This window comes from Candidatus Kryptonium sp. (genome assembly GCA_025060635.1).
Lineage (GTDB): Bacteria > Bacteroidota > Ignavibacteria > Kryptoniales > Kryptoniaceae > Kryptonium.
In genome coordinates this window covers 843,228-860,290 of record JANXBN010000001.1, presented here as the reverse complement: position 1 = coordinate 860,290, position 17,063 = coordinate 843,228, and the positions used below count along the sequence as shown (strand labels likewise).

Genomic DNA, 17,063 nt, shown 5'->3' with positions numbered 1-17,063 from the left:
TTTAAAATTCAAATTCTGGAATTATTCCCTTTAACTCTTTCGCAAGATAGTTTTTAACCTCTTCTTGCGTCTTGAAGATCAGAGCTCGCTTACTTATTCGCCTTGCGTCCTTATACTTGATCGCTCTTATAACTTGCTTTATCCTTGGGATTGAATCCGGGACGACGCTTAATTCATCAAGTCCAAATCCAACGAGCAAGATCGTTGCATGCGGATCCCCCGCCATTTCCCCACACATCGCAACTGGTATCTTTGCTCTGTGAGCTGATTCAATTACAAATTGAATTAATCTTAAAACAGCAGGATGAAATTCTTGGTAGATTTTTGCAACCGTCTCATTTCCACGATCAACAGCAAGAGTATACTGGATCAAATCGTTTGTCCCAATGCTGAAGAAATCAACTTCTTTAGCAAGTTCTTTCGCCATCAAAGCAGCGGATGGGATTTCAATCATCACCCCAAGTTTTATGTGCTCGTCAAATTTTATATTTTTTTCACGAAGTTGTGATTTTGCAATCTCAACCATCTTTTTGATCTGTCTAACTTCCTCAACGCTTGCGACCATTGGAAACATTATCATAACATTGCCTTTAACACTTGCCCTAAGAATTGCCCTTAATTGCGGAAGCAAAATATCTGGCTTATCAAGCCCAACTCTTATCCCACGCCACCCAAGAAATGGATTATCTTCTTTATGATAATCCCTGAAAATTTTGTCTCCGCCGATATCAAATGTTCTAATCACAACTTTATGCGGATAAATTTTTTCAGCTATCTTCATATATTCCTCAAACTGCTCATCTTCATCAGGTATAGCCCCGTTGCTTATGATATATTCTGTCCTGAACAATCCTATACCTTCAGCTCCCCTTTCAATTGCTTCCTCAACCTCGTCAGGAAATTCTATATTTGCAAGCATCGTAAACCTCTTGCCATCAATCGTTTCAGCTGGCAATGATTTAAAATGCTCAAGCTGCTTTTCTAATTCGCTTATGCGTTTCATTTTCTCTCGGTATTCGTCAATTAAATGTTGTTCTGGATTTATTATCAAAACCCCTTTGTATCCATCCAAGATTACAGTGTCGCCTGTTTTAATAAACTTTGTCGCTTCCTTCAATCCTACAACGGCTGGAATTCTAAGCGCACGAGCAAGTATTGCGGTGTGCGAAGTTGTGCCTCCTAAATCAGTTGCATATCCAAGGACTTGATTCCGACTAAAAAGCAAAGTATCAGCTGGAGTTAAGTTTTCAGCGACAACTATTCTTGAAGTATCAAATCTTGATAACCATTTCTCCTGTTGGATATTTCTTATAACTCTATTTTTCAAATCCTCAAGGTCGTTTGCCCTTTCTTTTAAGTATTCATCGCCGGACTCCTGCATAAACTTGATATATTTTTCAACCTCGTCATTTACTATAAATTCAGCATTGAATTTCTCCGCGCGAATTCTCTCAATTATCTTGTCAATTATCATCTTGTCATCAAGCATTAGAAGTTGTGCTTCAAAAATATCAGCTCCTTCGGAACCGATTTTTTCAAGTGCTAACGTTAGAATTTTATGTAGTTCACTTTTAGATTTTTCAATTGCCTTCAAAAAACGCTCAATTTCTACATCAACTTCATTTTCTTTTATGTCTCTTTTCACAACTTTTGGTTTAAGTTTTTCGTATTTAAGCGCTATCCCGATTGCTATACCAGGGGATGCAGGTATGCCTTCAATTATTTTGCTTGCCATCTTTGTTTTCGTCTTTCTTTAATTCTTCAATCTCTCCAAATCCAGTTTCAAAAAGTTCAATTATTGCTTTCGCAGCTTCTTCTTCGTCTTCACCAATGAATTTCAAAATTAATTTTGAACCTTGTTCAGCAGCAAGAGACATTACACCAATTATGCTTTTCCCGTTTATTTCAACTCCATTTTTCTCAATGAAAAAATCTGATTTAAATTTTGAGGCAAGTTTAACAAGCATAGCAGCGGGACGAGTGTGAAGTCCTGTTCTATTTTTTATCTCAACTTCCTTTATTATCATTTAAATTTTTCTCTCACAGAGTTTATTTGCAAGCCAAATCAACATAGAGCGTGAGTTGGTCTCAGGAAGAGCTTCAAGGGCTTTCAGGGCGAGGTTCGTATAAAATTTTACCATTTTCTGCGTTTCATCAATCACACCATAGCGAATGTAAATTTCCTTAACTTCGGAAACGACCGATTCATCAATGTTATCTTTTCTGACGACCCTCTCTATGATTTCTCTTTCTTTTCCTTTAACTTTCTCCATTGCAGTTAAAAGAAGAAATGTCCTTTTACCGTTAAATATATCGCCACCTATGGATTTTCCAAATTCATTGGAATTAGCAGTTATATCAAGGAGGTCGTCCATAAGTTGAAAAGCAAGTCCCAAATTAAACCCGTAATTTTCAAGCGCTTGAATTTTTTCATCTTCTACATTTGCGATTAAAGCTCCAATTTTAGCAGAGTTTTTTATTAAAGAAGCCGTCTTTTTACTTATCATTTTCATGTAATCATCTATGCTCACTTCAAAGCTCGTTTCAAGTTCAAGATCAAGTGCTTGACCTTCGCATACTTCAATTGCGGATTGAGTGAAGGAGTTTAAAATTTCATTTATTCTTGGGGATTTCGTGCGAGAAAGGAACTTATACGCAATTGCGAACATAGCATCGCCACTTAAAATAGCGGTATTTATATCCCACCTCTTATGGATCGTTTGCAATCCTCTGCGCAAATCAGCGTTATCCATTATATCATCATGCACGAGCGTAAAATTGTGAAAAATTTCAACAGCAATCGCTGCGTCCAACGCGTCCCTGTAATCTCCGCCCACAGATTCGCACGAAAGGAGAAGAATTACTGGTCTGATTCTTTTTCCACCAGCAAGTAAAATGTATTTTATCGGCTCATATAAACTAAATGGTTTCTCATCCGTCAATGCAAGCTTTAAATGTTCGTCTATAATTTTCCTATAATTGTTGTAACTTTGTTCGTAATCCACCTTGATTTCTTTGTATTTTTATGAGTTTTCCCTTTCTAAGGGTAGCGCACATAAAGATATTAATAAAAGATGTCAAAATAAGCAAGAAAACCTAACTTAACTGGTCAAATCTTGCAATCGTAGCGCCACAATTTAGGATCATTCAATTGAGGGAAATTTCTTGAATTTCCCGAGATAAAAGTTTAATTTTAGTAAAAACATGCTTGGCTGAAACCAAATGGAAAAGAAAAGATACATTCTGAAACGAGAAATTTTTGAAGAGCACAGCGTAAAACCGTCAAAGATAAGATACAAGGATGAGCTTAACCCAGCCCAATACGAGGCAGTAATGACACTTGACGGTCCGGTGCTTGTAATTGCTGGAGCTGGAACAGGAAAGACCAGAACAATAACCTACCGAGTTGCGCGACTCGTTGAAATCGGAGTGAACCCCGAGTCAATCCTTCTTTTAACATTCACGCGAAAAGCAGCACAAGAAATGTTAAGTCGCGCATCAATTTTACTTGACGCAAGATGCGATAGAGTATCAGGTGGAACTTTTCATTCATTTGCAAACCTCATTCTGAGAAAATATGCCCAACTTTTAAAGTACGATAACTCCTTCACAATACTTGATCAAGGCGATGCAGAGGATGTTATAAATCTTTTAAGAACACAAGAAGGTTATGATAAGGCAAAAAAACGATTCCCGCGCAAGCAAACCCTTTATGAAATTTACAGCAAAAGCATAAACACTGAAACACCAATTGAAGATATAGTCCTAAACGAATTCCCTCATTATTATGAACAGACCGACGATATAGTAAAATTGTTTCGCATATATAATTCATACAAAGCAAAGCACAACTTAATGGATTACGACGATCTTTTGTTGAACCTGAAACGATTGCTTGAAGAATTTGACGATGTCAGAAAAAAACTCGCAAATCAATATAGATACATAATGATTGATGAATATCAAGATACGAACCGACTTCAAGCTGACATTGTCCGCCTTCTTGGAAGAGAACATAGAAATGTGATGGCTGTTGGGGACGACTCTCAAAGTATCTACGCATTTAGGGGCGCAAACTTCAGAAACATAATGGATTTCCCGAAAGATTTTCCGGAGACGAAAATAATAAAGCTTGAAGAAAACTATAGAAGCACACAGCCAATTTTGAATCTTGCAAACGAGATAATTGACAGAGCAAGGGAAAAATATACAAAAGTTCTTTATACAAGGAAACCGGGCGGGGATCTGCCAGTTATCGTGATCGCACCAAGCGAAAATCATCAATCAAAATTTGTTGTCCAAAAAGTCCTTGAATTAAGAGAAGAAGGAATACCTTTAAACCAGATAGCTGTTCTTTTCAGAGCAAGCTATCTGTCTTTTGATCTTGAAATTGAACTTGCGAAAGCAAACATACCCTTTGTTAAATTCGGTGGATTTAAATTCATTGAAACCGCACACATAAAAGATATCGTCGCTCATCTCCGCGTTATCCTAAACCCAAACGACATCATTTCATGGCATAGAATCTTGCTACTGCTTGACGGAGTCGGACCAAGAACAGCACAAAAAATAATTGATGACATAACCTCCGGAAAACTAAACATTAAAACGAACCCGAACTTCTGGCTTGATTTTAAAGGTTATCCAGAAAGCGTCTCAAGATTATTTAAACTCCTTTACACAATATATCCTGACGACATTTCGGTCCAGCAAAAGACGGAAATAATTCTGCGATATTATGAACCAATTATGAGAGATAAATACGATGATTATGAAAAGCGAAGAAAGGATCTTGAAATTTTTGAAAACATAGCTTCAAGATATGACTCGCTTGAAGAATTTTTAACCGACTTGGCAATTGAGCCACCGAACGAAAGCGTTTCAGAAATTGTGCCTCCCGGGACAGACGATGAGTTTCTAATCCTCTCCACAATTCACTCAGCGAAAGGTTTGGAATGGAACACGGTTTTCATAATCCATGCTCTTGATGGCATTTTCCCATCCTCACATTCGGCAAGAAACGACGACGAAATGGAAGAAGAAAGAAGGTTAATGTATGTAGCCTGCACGAGAGCAAAAGAACATCTTTTCATCTGTTACCCCGTTGGAATTTATGACTCCAGAAGCGGTCTTATTCTAACGAAGCCGTCAAGATTTATCGCGGACATACCAGACGAACTCGTTGAATACTGGGTAATAGATGAAGAGTAAATTTCCCCCCGATGTTTCATTTTTCTTAACTTTTTTCTAAATTTTTGGAAAACTAAATTTCAAAACTTGCGCAGGGTGCGCCAAATTTTATATCGGACAATTAAAGAATCATTTAAAAACAAAATTTTCTTATAAATGAGCAGGAAAGTAGTTTTAAGCGGAATGAGACCAACCGGGAAATTGCACCTTGGACATTTAGTTGGAGTCCTTGAAAACTGGGTCAAGCTTCAAAAAGAGCACGATTGCTTTTTTTTAATAGCTGATTATCACGCATTGACAACAAATGTTGATACTTCGGAGATTTACCAAAATTCAATAGAAATGTTAATTGATTGGCTTGCTTCCGGAGTAAATCCCGACTTAAGTCCGGTTTTCAGACAATCGCAAGTTAAAGAACACACCGAGCTACACTTGATATTTTCAATGCTCATCACCGTCTCCAGACTTGAGAGAAATCCGACATTAAAAGAACAAGTTCGTGACCTTGAACTTGACAACATAACTTATGGACATCTTGGATATCCAGTTTTACAGGCAGCTGATATTCTTCTCTACAAAGGTGAACTTGTCCCAGTGGGAGAGGACCAGCTTCCACATCTTGAGATAACTCGTGATATAGCAAGGCGATTCAATCAACTTTATGCTCCTGTCTTCCCCGAGCCAGAGCCACTTCTGACGGAATTCTCACGCTTGCCAGGGCTTGATGGAAAAAGAATGAGCAAATCCCTCGGAAATACAATTTTGATCTCCGACCCACCTGAAGAAATCAAGAAGAAAATGAAAAAGGCATTTACAGATCCACAAAAAATATACAAAGGTGATCCCGGAAGACCCGAGATTTGTTTGGTTTTTACATACCATAAAAAATTTAATCAAGATGAGGTTGCGGAAATAAAAAGCGGATGCGAATCAGGTCAACTTGGATGTGTTGATTGTAAGACAAGATGCGCTGAAAAGATAATTGAATTTTTAAAACCAATTCATGAAAAAAGAGCTCAACTTGAATCAAATATAAATCAGGTTAAGGAAATTTTATTCGCTGGTGAGGAAAGAGCACGAGAAGTGGCACGCAAAACAATGCAAGATGTCCGCAACGCTATGAAACTTGGTTGAAAATTAAAAAGTAATTTAAAAATGAAATACAAAGTAAAATTACCGCACTTTGAAGGTCCTCTTGATCTTCTTCTCTTCTTTGTCAAAAGAGATGAACTTAACATATACGACATCCCGATCGCAAAAATCACCAAGGACTTCCTTGAATATATCCATATCATGCAAATGCTTGACCTTGAGATAGCAAGCGAATTTATCGTAATGGCTTCAACACTGATGCAGATAAAAGCGAAAATGCTACTCCCAAAACCCGAATCGGAAGAAATGGAAGATGAAGAAGATCCAAGAGCTGAACTCGTAAAACGACTTCTTGAATATAAAAAGTATAAAGAACTCTCAAATGAGTTTTCAAAGCTGGAAGAAGAAGCGGGGAAAATTTATTATCGTCAATACTTCAAACATGACGCACGAGATTATTACGATGAAGAAGAACTATACGGTTTCTTAAAAGATGTCTCCCTTTTTGATCTTTTAATGGCATTTAAGAAATCCTTTGAAAACGCAAAGAAGGAAGAATTCCACGAAATTGAATTCCAAAACTATAAAGTTGAAGACGAAATGGAAAACATACTTGACAAATTGAAATTTAACAAACAAATTCCATTTAGCGAGATATTTAGAGAATATCGTGAGAAAATCCGAATCATTGTCGCTTTCCTTGCAATTCTTGAGCTTGCAAGATTAAAGAAAATCAGAATCACCCAAAATGAAGCTTTTGAAGAGATTTTAATAGAGCGAGCATTTGATGAACAACAAAGTTATGCGAACGCAATTTAAAACAAACTTACAACGCAAATGGAAAACTTAAAATCAATAGTTGAAGCTATAATTTTCGCCTCCGATACGCCTCTAAGTTTGAAACAAATCAAAGATATAATAAACGAACCACAAAGAAAAATACCTTCAAATAGTGATTCAAAGATAAGCGAGGACGACATAAAAAAAATTATCGCATCATTAAATCAAGAATATTCCGAACGGGGTTCTGCATTTAGAATTATAGAAATTGCCGAGGGATATCAATTTGCTACTCTTCCAGAATTTGCGAAATGGGTTGGAAGGCTTTTCAAAGAAAAAAGCAAGAAAAAATTATCTCAACCAGCACTTGAAACACTCGCAATCATCGCTTATAAACAACCGATAAGCAAGCCAGAAATAGAAGCAATCAGAGGCGTAAATGTAGACCACATAATTAAAACGCTCCTTGAGAAAAGATTGATAACAATAGTTGGTAGAGCTGAAACTCTCGGGAGACCACTTCTATACGGGACAACGAAAGAGTTTCTTAAATACTTTGGTCTAAAAAATTTATCAGAACTACCGAAACCTTCCGAAATTGAAGAAATAACGAAAGAAAGTGAAAACTCAATCTTTGAAAATGGGGTGATCCAAAACGATGGAGAAAAATAAGAATAAATACACAAAAAAAGACGACGAACTTATACGGCTCAATAAATACTTAGCTATGTGCGGAGTCGCGTCAAGAAGAAAAGCAGATGAGCTGATTCAACAAGGCAGAGTCGCTGTAAATGGTCAAGTCATAACACAACTCGGTGTAAAAATAAACCCGCAAAAAGATAAAGTCACAGTTGATGGGAAACCCGTTAAATATGAAGAAAAACTCGTTTACATCGTCTTGAACAAACCTAAGGATTGCATAACAACTGTAAAAGATGAAAAAGGCAGAAGAACTGTAATTGATCTCGTAAAAGTTAAATACCGAATTTTTCCTGTCGGTCGCCTTGATAGAAACACAACTGGAGTTTTACTTCTAACAAATGACGGCGAGCTTGCCTATCGCCTTATGCATCCAAAATATAAAGTTGAAAAAGCATACAAAGTTGAAATTGATAAACCGATAAAACCTGAAGATATTGAAAAACTAAAACGCGGAATAATGCTTGATGGTAGAAAGACCGAAGCTTGCGATGTCTATATACTCCCAAACAGCCAAAGGAAAGAAATTGGCATAACAATTCACGAAGGAAGATACAGACAAATAAGAAGAATGTTTGAACGCCTTGGTTACAAAGTAAAAAAATTGCATAGAGTAAGCTTCGGTGGCATAACCGTCAGCGGAATGAAAAGAGGCGAATGGAGATATTTAACAGAAAAAGAAATAAAAAAGCTAAAACGACTTGTTGGTCTTGAATGACAAAGAAACTTATTTCCCCAAGCATTGTCTATTACGCTCATACTTTTTCATTTCGTCCCGAAAACCACAGCCAAACTGATCATTTCGTTTTGCTTCTTAACATAACAACGAAAACGACCTCGTCACTCTAATTTTTTGAAAAGATTAGAAAACCTAAAAATTATGACGAAGGAACTTGAATTTTTGAACTGACTTAAATAACTTGACAACAAAACAAAGTTAGCAAATCACTATGGGCAAAAAGTTAATTATTTTACCTGTTCTAATTTACTTTTTTTCTTGCGCATCCGCACAAAAAGTCATTGAGGCAAAACCTGAAGAAATCCCAAAGGAAATCATTTATTATGAAGATACAGCGTTAAATTTATTAAAAAGCGAACTTGATGAAATTTTCAATAATCCCGCCTTTTCTAATGCACATTGGGGAGTTATAATTCAATCCCTTGAAACTGGCGAATATATATACCGACTTAATGAACATAAAAATTTCATACCTGCGTCAAATATAAAATTATTTACAAGCGCAGTTGCCTTGCTCAAACTTGGTCCAGAGTTTAAATATAAAACCTATCTTTACACCGATGGCGAGATAAAAAATGGAATTCTATATGGCAATATATTTGTCCGAGGAAGTGGCGATCCTACGATCTCAGGTAGATTTACAAACGGAGATATAACAAAAACTTTCAGAGACTGGGCAGATAGCTTGCTTAAGTTGGGAATAAGAGAAGTTCAAGGAAACATAATCGGGGATGACAATTATTTTGATGATCAATACATGGGGACTGGTTGGGCGTGGGACGATGAAACATATTGGTATTCTGCTCATATCAGCGCATTATCTTTCAATGACAATTGCGTTGATCTTGAAATTTTACCTGGTAGAAGGATCGGTGATCCAGCGATCATTAGAGTAAATCCAAACACAAGTTATGTTCAGATAAAAAATCAGCTCATAACAGCTCATCCAGACAGTTCAAACAAAATTGACTTTTTCAGACTACCTGGAACAAATATAATTAACATCTTCGGCAGGATAAGCTTAAGATCAAATCCGCGCAGGGAATCCATAAGTGTCCACAATCCGACTCTTTACACAGTAACGGTTTTAAAAGAAGTTTTTGAATCAAAAGGAATAAAAATTACAGGTTCTGTCGCTGACATAGATGACACATTTTTAAATCCAGATTACGAGAAGATGAAAGTTCTTGCTTCTTATGAATCCCCGCCATTGAGCGAAATTATAAAAGTAATAAATAAACGAAGCCAAAACTTTTATGCTGAACAAGTTTTCAGAACTCTTGGCAAAATTTTCGGCGGAGAAGGTTCAACGCAGAAATCTGTTGAAGTTATGAAAAGCACGCTTGCTCAAATCGGCATTCCTCCAGATCTAATTTCAATTTATGATGGCTCTGGGCTTTCAAGATTAAACCTAGTCACTCCTTTTCAAGTTTTAACGCTTCTAAACTATATGTATAGACACGAATATTTCGCTTTCTTTTATGAATCATTACCAATTGCTGGTGTTGATGGAACACTTGAGACCAGAATGAGAAGGACAAAGGCACAAGGGAATGTGCGGGCGAAAACTGGTTATGTTCAATATGCAAGGGCTCTTTCAGGTTATGTTAAAACAAAAGATGGTGAAATGTTATCTTTCTCAATGATCACAAATAATTACTTAATTCCCACATCCACTGCGAACATGATTCAAGATATCGTATGTCAAAGGTTAGCTGAATTTTCAAGAAGAAAATAAAAAAGGGCGGGAATTTCACCCGCCCAACGGATTTTAACGCTGATCAATTGGAATATAAGTTTGATCCATCGGACCGATGTATTCAGCCCTTGGTCTATAGATTCTGTTATCCGCAAGTTGCTCAAGAATATGAGCAGTCCATCCAGTTATTCGGCTCACAGCAAAAATTGGAGTGTAAAGATCAAGTGGAATACCCATATAATAATAAACCGAGGCAGAATAAAAATCAACATTTGGCCAAACGCCTTTCTCTCCATATTCCTTCACCCAAAGTTCCTCAATCCTTGCGGACATCTCATACCATTTCGTATCGCCAAGTTTTTCACCAAGCATTTTTGAATATTTCTTCAATATAATTGCTCTCGGATCCATTGATTTGTATACCCTGTGACCAAATCCTTCAAGCTTTTTCTTTTCTTCAATTGCTTTCTTAACAAAATCATCAACCTTTGAAAGTTCACCGATCTCAAGTAGATATTTCATAACCTCTCTGTTTGCCCCACCGTGTAAAGGTCCTTTCAAAGTACCAATCGCTGATGTAACCGCTGAATACATATCTGTCAAAGTTGAAATCGTAACCCTTGCTGAAAATGTTGAAGCATTCATTTCATGTTCAGCGTGCAAGATCAAAGCAACATCCATAATTTTCGCATAAAGCTCATCTGGCTTTTCACCTTTAAGCATGTAAAGGAAATTGGTTGCGATGTTAAATTCCTTGTTCGGTTTAATGGGCTCCTTCCCATTTCTTATTTGCTCCCATGCTGCAACTATCGTTGGAAACTTCGCAGTGAGGCGAAGCGCTTTTCTTCTGTTTGCTTCAAAAGAATTGTCATTCTTTTCAGGGTCAAACAAACCAAGAAATGAAACAGATGTTCTCAAGACATCCATCGGATCGGAATCCTTCGGCATAAGTTTCATAACAGTGATAAGTTCCTCTGGAATATCATATTCAGCGCGGATTGATTTAACGAATTCATCATATTCATTCTTTTTAGGCAAGCGATAGTTCCACAAAAGAAATGCAACTTCTTCAAAATTTGAATGCTCAGCAAGATCCGCAATGTCATAGCCAAGATAAAGCAATTTGCTTCTTTTGCCATCAATGAAACAAAGCTTGGTTTGATTTGCTATTACATTTTCCAGCCCCTTTACATAGGTTGGTTGTGTTGTTTGTGCCTGAGACATAGTCAGTTCCTCCCTGATTTAATTTTTATTTGCGCCTGTTTGGCAATAGCCCCAAGCGTTTGTTAAGTTATAAGTTATATTTCAAAACCTTTCAATTAAATGTAAAAATAAAAATTTTCAAATTCAAAATTTCCCGCAAAACCAGACATTTATCTACTGGGATTCACAAGATTGGATCACCCCGATGAGGCTTGAGTTTGATATTAAAAACTACTTATAATCACATGTTCAAAAATTCTTTCACAACTTCCTCAACTTGGGTTAAGTTATATGGTTTCTTTAAAAACCTCGTCCCCGATGGGAGCGAGCGCTTCACATCATCCCCAATATCAACAAAACCAGTTACGAGAACTGACTTCACATCATTTGAAATTTGATTTATTCTCCTTATTAACTCATCTCCCATCATCCTCGGTAATCCATAGTCAACGAAAACAATTTTAATATCTTTGTTTTCTTCAAATTTCTTTAGCCCTTCAACCCCATCGGTAGCCTCAATCACACTAAATCCTAAAATTTCAAGGTAATCCTTCATAATAATTCTCAAATTTTCCTCATCCTCAACGACAAGCGCTTTATAACCCTCCCCTATTTTTTCTACTTTTTGCATTTTCTCCTCTCCCCGATATGTTTTAGTTTCTTCTCCTCCCTTAAACTGAACCGGGAGATAAACAAAAAATGTTGTTCCTTTGCCAACTACACTTTCAAAATCAACATAACCTCCGTGAATTGACACTATGTTTTTAACAATCGCAAGCCCCAATCCCGTACCTTTACCTGGTTCCTTCGTTGTGAAAAATGGTTCAAAGATTTTCTCTTTCAGTTCATCGCTAATTCCAACTCCTGTATCAGAAACCGCAATCATAACATAAGAATCGGAAACAACTTTTCCAAATTTCTTCTCAATGAAACTTTTATCTATTGAATTAACGGTAATTGTCAAATCACCACCAGATGGCATAGCATCTTTTGCATTTATAGCAAGATTTAAAATTACCTGCTGTAAATCGCCATAGGAACCATAAATAATAGAATCATCAGCAATATCTGTTTTTATTTGGATACTTTTCGGAACAGTATGCTCAAGTATCTTGACACAATCAAGAACGAGATTTTTAACAGAGATAGGTTTGAACTCCTCAATTTTTCTTTTTGAAAATTGCAAGAGTCGTCTCGCTATTTCAGCGCCTCTTTGAACTGCGGAAAGAGCCGAATCAAGATAACCAATTATATTTTTATCTGAGGTCTTAATCCTTATGATCTCAAGCATTCCACTTATAATTCCAAGCACATTGTTAAAATCATGTGCAATTCCACTTGAAAGATGTCCGAGAACTTCAAACTTTTGAAGTTCAAGGATCTGTTTTTCTTTTTGCTTTCTTTCGGTTATATCCCTTGCCAAGGACAAACGCCCGATATACCTTCCGTTCAGATCAAAAACTGGAATCCCAGTACGCTCAATTATTCGCCCATTTTTCAACTTCAATTCATCATACTTGACAAATTCTCTATCTCTCACCCAACCTTTTATTTTATCTATCTCTTTCAAATCTTCAAGTAACTCCTTAAATTTTTCAAGAAATTCATCAAATGTCTTTCCGATCAGCTCATCAGGAGACCTGTAACCTGCGATTTTACAAAATTCTTCATTTACGAACTCAATTATCCCCTGCTCATTTTGATACAAAACTCCATCAGAGATATTTTTCAGAATTGCTTCAAACCTTGATTTTAATTTCTGTTCATCGGAGTATCTCTGCATCAATTCCCTATGAAGTCGCTTGATTTCCGTAATATCTGAGACAACGACCTGAACCGCTGGCTTTCCTTCCCAAATTATCCTTGATGATCTTATCTCAACATCAATAACTCTACCATCAGGACAAATCAACTTCTCTTCAACAGGTGGAACCTCTTCACCATATTCTATGATTCTTCTTATTCGCTCCTTTGCAATTTCAACAAAATCCGGATGAACAAAATTAAGAACAGGTTTCCCAATCAAATCGTTTTCCGATTCAGCACCGCAAGCGCGAACTGCTGTTTTATTACATTTAACAATTTTTCCATCTTGATGTATGACGACGCCAACCGGTAAATTATCAAACAAATTCTGGTAAAGTTCCTTCTGTCTCAAAATCTCACTTATATCTCTACAGATTCCAAGCATATACATTTTCTTTCCAAATCGCACATAACTAACGCTTGCCTCAACCTCAAATTTTTTACCATCTTTCGCAAGTGCTGTAAATGTGTATCTTTGCAGGGCTGGACCGCCACGAGCTATTTTCTGAGTTCTCTCTTCAATCAAAATTCTTGATTCAGGAGCCACGAGGTTAATAAAATCAAGCTCTCTTAACTCATCAAGCGTGTAACCAAACATTTCCTGAAATCGTTTATTAACTTCAATAAATCTTCTGTTCTCAAGATCAAGTATGTAAATGCCATCGTTTGAATTTTGGAAAAGTAAAGTGTAAAGTTTCTGGATCTTTTCCCTTTCTTCCCTTTGTTTTTCTCTCTCCTCTGCCCGAATTATTTCCCGTAAATTCCTCAAAAATAAAAATCCATAGACTACAAGAATAAGCATTGCCAATCCAAGAAGCAAATATACAATTTCCAAATTCACTCTTGCTATTTTCAAAACCTCACCAAAAGGAACCGCTACAACGAAAATAAAGCTTTCGCTGCCTACTTTAAGCTGAGAAAAACCAGCGAGCTTCTCTGGGTAATTCTTCAATTTATATCTTATCATCCCCGATTCCTTAACAAGCATAGTATCAACATATCCAAAAGAAATATGGCAATTGTAACATTTGCTCTCACTAAATTGAGCACGCCTTAAAACCATTTCAGGATGCGAGGAATGAAAACTTAAAATTTTATCCCCAGACATAATCCATATGTCTAAAAACTTAACTTCGGAGTCAAAAGATTTTACAAGTGAACTTATAAGTGAATCAATTTCAATCGTGTATGCAACCGCTCCGAGAAACTTACCATTAATATGAACAGACGAGATAGCCAAAGAAAAAGGTTTTTTATACAAAAGGTTCATCAAACTATCTGGCTCAACTATTGGAACAAAAAATAAACTATCTTTATACGATCGCTCCAACTTTTTCCAAAAGTCATAAGAACTATAATCCTTCCCGATTGCCTCTTTGGAAGTTGAATAAATAACCCTGCCTTTTTCATCAAAAACAGAAATTGCGGGGACATAATACGACTTTAGATGTTGATAATAAGAGTTTACATCGTCCTTTATTTTTTCGGGGATTCTTTTTATGATTGACTCAAAAGATGACAAAGCTTTTAGTCCTTGAGCTCTGGATTGAAAATATGATTCAACCGCTTTCTGAATTTGCTTTGATATCAAAATTTGCTGTTTTCCTAATATATCCACGATCTCTTTTTCAGTTTGCTTATACAGGTAAAACCCAAGCCCAAACATAGAAAGTAAAAACAGAACGAGGACAACAGATAAAATTATGTTTAGATTTTTCTGCTTCATCTTTGATATGTATGTTTTTAATTAACTTATTTCCCTTTCCTTCGGCGAGAAATAGAAAATTCGCTAGCCAATAAAATAGATCGCAAAAAATGAAATCAACAAAATTTCTTACGACGCTAAGACATTGCTCACTAAAATATAAAAATTCTTCAAATTTCTGTCAAGAAGATAAAAAGGGCAAATCGTCATTCCTAAAGTTTTATCGCTTCGCTTGCTTCGGGAAGATAAACAAACCCTTTAAATCAACCTTCCACACACATTTGCTTGAAATATAAAATTGTAAATCTCGCTCTTCTCTAAATCGTTCGGGATGATGAAATAAACAAGGTCTGCATCTTTTCCTTTCTCTATGCTACCACAGATGTCCCCAAAGCCAAGTGCTTTTGCTCCGTTTATAGTTGCAATTTTTATAAGTTCTTCATCGCTTACATCTCTGTAAAACTCACGAGCAAATCTTAACTCTTTTAAAATGTTCAAATCGCGATTACTTGCGATGCTATCTGTCCCAAGGCAAACATTTATTCCATTATCAATGAACTTTCTGACTGGCGCTTTGCCAACCTTTAAAAAGAAGTTACTTCTTGGACAAGTGCACACACTTACATTTCTTTGGCTCAAAATTTCAATATCTTCGTCATCAACATTTACACAATGCACAGCAAGCGTATTCTCGTCAACAAAACCAATTTGATCAAGATACTTAACAGGGGAAACCCCCGGTGGACTCCAAGAATAATCAAAGCTATTTCTTTCAATCAAGAAATCCCGAAAGAAGCCGGTTCCGTTCCTTATGAATTCAACTTCGTCAATAACCTCACTAACATGAACGCTCGTTTTTAAATTCTCGTTGAAATTTTTTATCAATTTGAATAAAGTTTTTGAAACGGAATATGGCGCATGTGGTGATAAAGAAATTCTAAACTCTCTTTCCAATCCATATCTTCTTGCAACTTCCCGCACATCCATAACGAGGTCCTTTACAAGATTGAAAAATTCTATTCCCTTTTCCTCAATAAATGAAATTAGTTCAATAAAAATATGAATTTTCACGGGCACCCTAAGAAGCGTTGTTATCAATTTGCCTGTGTTTGAAATATCCCCGATCGCGATCGTTCCTGAATTTATAATTTCGTTAATTCTTCGCTTTACCTTCATTTTCCAATGTTTTTCAAGCAAAAATTTAAAAAATTTTATTTTCCTCACGCCTCCTTCAACATCAAACAATTTTCGCCTTTGTCTGACAATTTGATATAACCAATCTCTAAAGTTTTTAATATCATCAATTTTAATTTTCACACCCGATAGCTCAAGATGTGTATGCGCATTTACGAACCCTGGCATTATCAGCGCATTTTTAAGGTCAATTTTCCTCTCAATTCCCTTATATCTCGCATCAATTTCTTCGCGATTTCCAAAATCAATGATCTTCCTTCCGTCAACGACAACTGCACCATCTTCAATTATTTCAGAAGTCACAGGCAAGATATATTTGGCATAAAAAATTTTCATAACAGGACAGATTAAACTTTTGTGTTCTAAATCACATCTAATTTAATGAAGACAAAGAAACAAAAACAAAAACCCACTTAAACTACCGCTATGAAAACAAAAATAGTTTTAATAGGAATCGCGTTGATCTTAATCGCAACAAACTCTTTTTCCAAAATACTTGGCTCTGAATTTGATTTCCCTGCCGATGACCGCTGGCGGAAAAGCATCACCAAATTTTATGAAGAACTAAAACTAACAGATGAACAAAAATCTAAACTTCAAAACATATTTTTTGAATTTCGCAAAAATCAAGCGGAAATAGTTGGTAAACTGAACAAAGCAAGAATTGAACTCCAAGAACTGCTCTACGCTGAAAAACTTGATAGATCGGCAATTGACAAAAAGATGGACGAAATTTCCAGATATATGAAAGAGTTGACTCAAAACCGAGTAAATTACTGGATAAATATTCAACAAATTTTGACCCCAGAGCAAAGGAAAATTTTAAAAGAAAAATTTGGTTATTGGAAATTTGGATTTGGACCGGAATTTAGATTTCGCGATTGGGCTAAACCTGGCAGAGGATTAAAATTACATAGATGGTGGTAAAATCTTATTTCAGCCTCCCTCCTTTCGGG

At 36.3% G+C, this 17,063-nt stretch carries 14 protein-coding genes; 8 read left to right on the top strand and 6 right to left on the bottom strand.

Translation table 11 applies throughout. The features are described 5' to 3' along the window. Position 1: 1 nt before the first annotated feature. From ptsP to NZ923_04090, 3 genes are read right to left on the bottom strand one after another with little or no spacing between them, the layout of a single operon-like run. On the bottom strand, positions 2-1,735 hold the full coding sequence (ptsP, locus tag NZ923_04100) for a phosphoenolpyruvate--protein phosphotransferase (GenBank protein MCS7229204.1): 1,734 nt from the start codon (positions 1,733-1,735) through the stop codon (positions 2-4). Further along, positions 1,716-2,027, bottom strand: a complete 312-nt coding sequence (locus tag NZ923_04095; GenBank protein MCS7229203.1) for an HPr family phosphocarrier protein — start codon at positions 2,025-2,027, stop codon at positions 1,716-1,718. The genes ptsP and NZ923_04095 overlap by 20 nt, the downstream gene beginning before the upstream one ends. After that, positions 2,028-3,005 carry a polyprenyl synthetase family protein gene (locus NZ923_04090; protein MCS7229202.1) on the bottom strand — a complete coding sequence of 326 codons (978 nt, stop codon included), beginning with the start codon at positions 3,003-3,005 and terminating at the stop codon, positions 2,028-2,030. 217 nt (positions 3,006-3,222) lie between these two features. Here NZ923_04090 and NZ923_04085 point away from each other — a divergent pair, with 217 nt between their 5' ends. From NZ923_04085 to dacB, 7 genes are all read left to right on the top strand, one after another. Further along, positions 3,223-5,211 (top strand): ATP-dependent helicase, encoded by a 1,989-nt coding sequence (locus NZ923_04085; GenBank protein ID MCS7229201.1) that lies wholly within the window; start codon positions 3,223-3,225, stop codon positions 5,209-5,211. Between the two features lie 135 nt (positions 5,212-5,346). Continuing rightward, the gene (gene trpS, locus NZ923_04080; GenBank protein MCS7229200.1) at positions 5,347-6,324 is read left to right on the top strand and encodes a tryptophan--tRNA ligase; all 978 of its coding nucleotides are present in this window, start codon (positions 5,347-5,349) and stop codon (positions 6,322-6,324) included. A gap of 21 nt (positions 6,325-6,345) precedes the next feature. Further along, positions 6,346-7,101 carry a segregation/condensation protein A gene (locus NZ923_04075; protein MCS7229199.1) on the top strand — a complete coding sequence of 252 codons (756 nt, stop codon included), beginning with the start codon at positions 6,346-6,348 and terminating at the stop codon, positions 7,099-7,101. Between the two features lie 18 nt (positions 7,102-7,119). Next, the gene (gene scpB / locus NZ923_04070) at positions 7,120-7,734 is read left to right on the top strand and encodes an SMC-Scp complex subunit ScpB (GenBank protein ID MCS7229198.1); all 615 of its coding nucleotides are present in this window, start codon (positions 7,120-7,122) and stop codon (positions 7,732-7,734) included. Beyond that, on the top strand, positions 7,721-8,479 hold the full coding sequence (locus NZ923_04065) for an rRNA pseudouridine synthase (GenBank protein MCS7229197.1): 759 nt from the start codon (positions 7,721-7,723) through the stop codon (positions 8,477-8,479). Before scpB ends, NZ923_04065 begins: the two co-directional genes overlap by 14 nt. After that, positions 8,476-8,610, top strand: a complete 135-nt coding sequence (locus NZ923_04060) for a hypothetical protein (GenBank protein ID MCS7229196.1) — start codon at positions 8,476-8,478, stop codon at positions 8,608-8,610. The genes NZ923_04065 and NZ923_04060 overlap by 4 nt, the downstream gene beginning before the upstream one ends. A gap of 101 nt (positions 8,611-8,711) precedes the next feature. Continuing rightward, positions 8,712-10,238: a D-alanyl-D-alanine carboxypeptidase/D-alanyl-D-alanine-endopeptidase gene (gene dacB / locus NZ923_04055; protein ID MCS7229195.1), complete on the top strand. Its 1,527-nt coding sequence runs from the start codon at positions 8,712-8,714 to the stop codon at positions 10,236-10,238. Between the two features lie 33 nt (positions 10,239-10,271). Here the strand turns inward: dacB and NZ923_04050 are convergent, their stop codons facing one another. The 3 genes from NZ923_04050 to NZ923_04040 all read right to left on the bottom strand — a co-directional run bounded on the left by NZ923_04050 (position 10,272) and on the right by NZ923_04040 (position 16,443). Beyond that, on the bottom strand, positions 10,272-11,423 hold the full coding sequence (locus NZ923_04050; GenBank protein MCS7229194.1) for a citrate synthase: 1,152 nt from the start codon (positions 11,421-11,423) through the stop codon (positions 10,272-10,274). Positions 11,424-11,643: 220 nt separating this feature from the next. Then, entirely contained in the window at positions 11,644-14,934 is a 3,291-nt protein-coding gene (locus NZ923_04045; GenBank protein MCS7229193.1) for a PAS domain S-box protein, read from the bottom strand. Positions 14,935-15,171: 237 nt separating this feature from the next. Further along, positions 15,172-16,443, bottom strand: coding sequence for an amidohydrolase family protein (locus tag NZ923_04040; protein MCS7229192.1), 1,272 nt, complete (start codon positions 16,441-16,443; stop codon positions 15,172-15,174). A 90-nt stretch (positions 16,444-16,533) separates the two neighbouring features. Between NZ923_04040 and NZ923_04035 the strand changes: the two genes are divergently transcribed. Further along, positions 16,534-17,034: a Spy/CpxP family protein refolding chaperone gene (locus tag NZ923_04035; protein ID MCS7229191.1), complete on the top strand. Its 501-nt coding sequence runs from the start codon at positions 16,534-16,536 to the stop codon at positions 17,032-17,034. Positions 17,035-17,063 lie beyond the last annotated feature (29 nt).